The sequence below is a fragment of the Xinfangfangia pollutisoli genome (assembly GCF_020179405.1).
Lineage (GTDB): Bacteria > Pseudomonadota > Alphaproteobacteria > Rhodobacterales > Rhodobacteraceae > Pseudogemmobacter > Pseudogemmobacter pollutisoli.
The window spans coordinates 1-5,067 of the sequence record NZ_JAICBZ010000140.1; the positions used below are offsets into that span (position 1 = coordinate 1).

A 5,067-nucleotide genomic window follows, 5' to 3' on the forward strand; every position below is an offset into this window, starting at 1 on the left:
GGGCGCAGGCCCAGGGCGCGGCGGCCGGCGGCGCGGCTGGTGAAGGCCAGGCCCGCCGGGCGGAAGCGGGTGACGATGTCCTCCAGCCGGGCCGCCGAATAGGCGGCTTCGGGGATTTCATGGTCCATGCCGGCCACATCCTTGGCCAGATCGGTCAGGCCCAGGCCCAGCCCGGCCAGCAGCCCGTCCTCTTCGGGGCGAAACAGCCGCGGCGTCAGCCCGATCTCGGCCAGAATCGGCCAGAACCGATTGCCCGGCCCGGCATAATAATGCCCGCGCAGCGCCGAGGCGCGGCCGGCCGCCGTGCCGCAGAAGATCAGCCGGGGCGCGTCGGGGATCAGGTCGGGCAACATCGGTCAATCGGTGAACCGCACCTTGCCGATATAGGGCAGGTTGCGGTTTCGTTGCGCGAAATCAATGCCATAGCCGACGACGAATTCATCGGGGATCTCGAACCCGGTCCAGGTGGCGCGGATCGGCACTTCGCGGCGGGTGGGCTTGTCCAGCAGGGCGCAGATTTCCAGCCGCTTCGGGGCGCGCGCCATCAGCAGCGTCTTCACATGGCTCAGCGTGAAGCCCGTGTCGACGATATCCTCGACCACCAGCACGTCGCGCCCGGCGATCTCGCCGCGCAGGTCCTTCAGGATCCGCACCTCGCGCGAGGATTCGGTCGCATCGCCGTAGGACGAGGCTTCCAGAAAATCCACCTCGACCGGCAGGTCGATCTCGCGCACCAGATCGGCGATGAAGACGAAACTTCCGCGCAGCAGGCCCACGACGACCAGCTTCTCGGTGCCGGCAAAGGCCTGGGTGATCTCGCGCGCCAGCGCCTCGACCCTGGCGGCGATGGCCTTGGCCGAGATCAGCTGGTCGACGACATAGGGGCGAAGGGTCATGATGGAAAAAGCGGCTCCTGGGACAGGGTCGCACGCTAGTCCGGCGGGGTTTGCGGCGTCAATCGCCCATGTCCGCGCAGGATGCGACCGCTGGGCGCTTGATCTTGCCGCCGCCGCGCGCCAAGTCAGGGGGGCGGGCGCCCGCCCGCATCCTGCCGCAGCCAGAAGCCGAGCCAGACCCCAGACGATGCCCACCCATCACGAGACCAAGCGCCTGCCCTATACCGCCCGCGAGATGTACGATCTGGTGGCCGATGTGGCGCGCTATCCCGAATTCCTGCCCTGGAACGCCGCCGCACGCATCCGGTCGCGCAAGCCGATCGAGGGCGGCGAGGTGATGGAGGCGGATCTGGTGATCTCGTTCAAGGTCTTCCGCGAAAGGTTCGGCAGCCGGGTCACGCTTCTGCCGGCCGAGGCGCGGATCCTGACCGAATATCTGGACGGGCCGTTCAAATACATGAAATCCACCTGGGCCTTCCGCGACCTGCCGGCCGAGGCCGAGGCCGGGGTTGGGGCCGGCGGCGGCTGCGAGGTGGAATTCTTCGTCGATTTCGAATTTCGCAATGCGATCCTGCAGGGGATCATCGGGCTGGTCTTCAACGATGCGATGCAGCGCATCGTGCGCGCCTTTGAACGGCGGGCGGCGCAGCTTTACGGCGCGCGCTAGGCCGCGGGGCGGGGTCGGCGCGGATTTTTCCCGGCCGCGGCGACGGAAGCCGCGCGGTGCGGCGTGGGACGGCCAATGCGGCCAGTCCCGTGCCGCCCCGGATGAGACCCCACGATGTGCCGAACGCCCCGTCTTCCCGCCCTGGCCACCCGCGCCCTTCTGGCGCTGTTCGGGCTGGCCATGTTTCTGGCCCTGCCGGCCGCGGCCACCCAGCGGGTCGAGATCGACGGGCGGTTCTATCTGGTCGATCTGCCGGCTCGGCCGCAGGGCGCGGCGCTGATCGTGGCGCTGCATGGCGGCGGTGGCGATCCGGCGCAATTCGCCGCCTCCTCGGGCCTGGGGCAGGCCGCGACGGCGGCGGGCTATGCGGTGGTCTTCCCCGCCGGATCGTCGCGGCGCGGGGCCGAGCGGCTTCTGACCTGGAATGGCGGCTATTGCTGCGGCTTTGCCGCAAGGCGCGGCGTCGCGGATGAGGCATTCCTGAAGGCCGTCATCGCCGATGCGCAACGGCGCTTCGGGCTGGACGGCGCAAGGGTCTTTGTCACCGGCATGTCGAACGGCTCGATCCTGGCCGAGACCTTTGCCGCGCAGAATCCGGGCGCGGTGCGCGCGCTGGCGGGGGTTTCGGGCTCGATGGATGCGGCGCGGGTGCGGGTGGCGGGCCCGGTGCCGGTGCTGCTGATCCACGGCACGGCCGACCGGATGGTGCCCTATGGCGGCGGCCAGGGCAGCCGCAGCGCCACGCGCACCGATTTCGCTTCGGTCGCCTCGGTTCTGGCGGCCTTCCTGGCCGCGCAACCCGGCGTGCTGGCGCAGACCGAGCGGCGGTGGGAGACCGGAGCCGGCGACGCGACGGCCGTGCGGGTGACCGACTGGACGGCAGGCGGCAAGGCAAGGCTGCGGCTGATCACCATCGAGGGCGGGGCACATGTTTGGCCGGGCGGCGCGCGTCTTTCCACTGGAAAGACGCAAGGGATCTCGGCCACGGCCGAGATCCTGCGGTTTTTCGATCAATATCGCTGAGATACCGCTGATTTTCTTCGAAAATCAGCAGGTTCCGCGCTGATCCGGCCCTGCCTCAGCCGTCCTGGCGCTGGCCGTCGACGATCTGGCGCATGCCGTCCAGCGGCACATAGCCGCGCACCATGGTCTGGTCGATCACGAAGGTCGGGGTGCCGTTGATTTCCATCGTGGTGGCCAGGTCGTGATTGGCCTTGATCACGTCCATCACCGCCGGATCCTGCATCTTGGCCGCAACCGCCGCCGGATCATGGCCCAGCTGCGTGGCCAGCGTGGCCAGCGTGTCGGGCGTGGCATCGCCGCGCAGGGTGATCAGCGCGTCATGGGCGGCCTTGTAGGCGTCTTCGCCATACAGCATCTTCACCGCCAGCGCGAATTGCGACGACAGCAGCGATTGCTCGCCCAGGATCGGGAATTCCTTCAGCACGAAGCGGATATTGCCATCGGTCTTCACCAGCTCTTCGGTCTCTTCATAGGCCTTGCGGCAATAGCCGCAGCGGTAATCCATGAACTCGACCACGGTGATGTCGCCCTGCGGATTGCCGCCGACCCAATCGGCCGGATTGTTGAAGATCACATCCTTGTTGTCGGCCAGCATCTGCAGGTCGCGATCCGCGGCGGCCTGGTCCTCGCGGCCCTGCAGCACCGTCATCGCTTCGATGATCACATCGGGGTTTTCCAGCAGATAGGTCCGCACCTCGTCGCGAAAGGCCTGACGCTCGGCCTCGGTCATGTCGGTCAGGCCCTCGGCCAGGGCGGGGGCGGCGGCCAGCAGCGCGGCGGCGATCAGGGGAAGGCGCATGGAACATCCTTTGCGGGCTTGACCTAGCCCCGAAAGCGGGGGCAGGGAGCAGGGGCATTTTGCGGCAGGACCTTAAGGGGCGGGCGATGACAAGCGCAAGTCGGGGATCACGAAGGGGCGAAGTCGATCCCTTCATTGTGATGGATGTGATGGAACGCGCCCGCGCGGCCGAGGCGGCGGGGCGCCGGATCGTGCATATGGAAGTGGGCCAGCCCGGCACGCCGGCACCAGACGGCGCCCGCCGGGCGCTGGCACAGGCGCTTGAACGCCCCTTGGGCTATACGGTGGCGCTTGGTCTGCCCAAATTGCGCGCCGGGATCGCGGCCCTGTACCAGCGCTGGTATGGCGTTGATCTGGATCCGGCGCGGGTGATCGTCACCACCGGCTCGTCAGGCGCCTTCCTTCTGGCCTTCACCGCGCTGTTCGACGCGGGCGACCGGGTGGCCCTGGGCGAGCCCGGCTATCCCAGCTATCGCCAGATCCTGCGCGCTCTGTCGCTGACCCCGGTGGGGGTGCAATCGCGCGCCGAGAACCGGCTGCAGCCCACGCCCGAGGATCTGGCCGGCATCGACGCCAAGGGGCTGATCGTCGCCTCGCCCGGCAATCCTTCGGGCACGATGCTGTCGCGCGACGCGCTGGCGGCGCTGATCCACTGGGCCGAGGCGCGGGGGACCGCCTTCATCTCGGACGAGATCTATCACGGGCTGCATTACGGCGACCGGGCGGTTTCGGCTTTGGAGATCAGCCAGCAGCCTTGGGTGATCAACAGCTTCTCGAAATATTTCTCGATGACCGGCTGGCGGGTGGGCTGGATGGTCGTGCCCGAGGATCAGATCCGCCGGGTGGAACGGCTGGCGCAGAATTTCTTCATCTGCCCGCCGCATGCCAGCCAGATCGCGGCGCTGGCGGCGCTGGATTGCATTCCCGAACTGGAAGCCAACCGCGCCGTCTATGCCGAAAACCGCCGGCTGATGCTCGAAGGCCTGCCCAAGGCCGGGTTCAGTAAGATCGCGCCGCCGGACGGGGCCTTCTACATCTATGCCGATGTCTCGGACCTGACGCAGGACAGCCTGGCCCTGGCGGCCGAAATTCTGGACGGCGCGGGCGTGGCGGTGACGCCGGGGCTGGATTTCGATCCGATCCGCGGCGCGCAGACGCTGCGCTTTTCCTATGCCGGCGCCACGGCCGATATCGCCGAAGGCCTGGTGCGGCTGCAGGATTACATGGGCCGGCGCGAGCACGGCGCGAAGGTGAATGGACTTTGGCCGGGCCGCGCGGGATAATTCGGCGGGGCAGGGCAAGGCGCCAGAAACACGGCGGGGCAGGGTGCGGGCATTCCTGAAGATCATGGCCGTTTGGCTGCTGCTTCTGCCGGGTCTGGCAGGGGCCGAAACCCTGTCGGCGCTGGCGCGGCTGGATGCCGGCGCCTCGTCGATCCGCGCCTCGGGCGAGGCGGGGCGCGAGGTTTCGGTCACGCTGGCGATCAGTCAGCCGGTGCCCTGGCGGGTGCGCGTCCTGGATGGGCCGCCGCGGCTGATCCTGGATGTGCGCGAGGTCGACTGGGCGCCGCTGCCCCGGGTCGCGCGCGCGGCCCCGCAGGTCACCGACCTGCGGGCCGGGATCTTCCGCGCCGGCTGGTCGCGGCTGGTGCTGGAACTGTCCGTGCCGATGCTGGTGCGCCA

7 protein-coding genes are annotated in these 5,067 nt (G+C 68.6%); 4 read left to right on the plus strand and 3 right to left on the minus strand.

Annotated elements, in window-relative coordinates:
• Window positions 1-353, minus strand: a 353-nt coding sequence (locus tag K1Y73_RS21200) for a uracil-DNA glycosylase family protein (RefSeq protein ID WP_225030379.1), incomplete at its 3' end; no start/stop codon positions are given.
• Window positions 354-356: 3 nt separating this feature from the next.
• A complete protein-coding gene (gene hpt / locus K1Y73_RS21205) occupies window positions 357-896 on the minus strand; it encodes a hypoxanthine phosphoribosyltransferase (RefSeq protein ID WP_225030380.1) in 540 nt (179 codons plus the stop codon).
• 187 nt (window positions 897-1,083) lie between these two features.
• Here hpt and K1Y73_RS21210 point away from each other — a divergent pair, with 187 nt between their 5' ends.
• Both K1Y73_RS21210 and K1Y73_RS21215 read left to right on the plus strand, forming a co-directional pair.
• Window positions 1,084-1,563 carry a type II toxin-antitoxin system RatA family toxin gene (locus K1Y73_RS21210; RefSeq protein WP_225030381.1) on the plus strand — a complete coding sequence of 160 codons (480 nt, stop codon included), beginning with the start codon at window positions 1,084-1,086 and terminating at the stop codon, window positions 1,561-1,563.
• Window positions 1,564-1,677: 114 nt separating this feature from the next.
• A complete protein-coding gene (locus K1Y73_RS21215; RefSeq protein ID WP_225030382.1) occupies window positions 1,678-2,586 on the plus strand; it encodes an alpha/beta hydrolase family esterase in 909 nt (302 codons plus the stop codon).
• Window positions 2,587-2,641: 55 nt separating this feature from the next.
• On the opposite strand, the gene K1Y73_RS21220 is transcribed toward K1Y73_RS21215, so the two are convergent.
• Window positions 2,642-3,385: a DsbA family protein gene (locus tag K1Y73_RS21220; protein ID WP_225030383.1), complete on the minus strand. Its 744-nt coding sequence runs from the start codon at window positions 3,383-3,385 to the stop codon at window positions 2,642-2,644.
• 86 nt (window positions 3,386-3,471) lie between these two features.
• Between K1Y73_RS21220 and K1Y73_RS21225 the strand changes: the two genes are divergently transcribed.
• Entirely contained in the window at window positions 3,472-4,668 is a 1,197-nt protein-coding gene (locus K1Y73_RS21225) for a pyridoxal phosphate-dependent aminotransferase (RefSeq protein ID WP_225030384.1), read from the plus strand.
• Window positions 4,669-4,732: 64 nt separating this feature from the next.
• The coding region (locus tag K1Y73_RS21230) for an AMIN domain-containing protein (RefSeq protein ID WP_225030385.1) at window positions 4,733-5,067 on the plus strand (335 nt) is incomplete at its 3' end.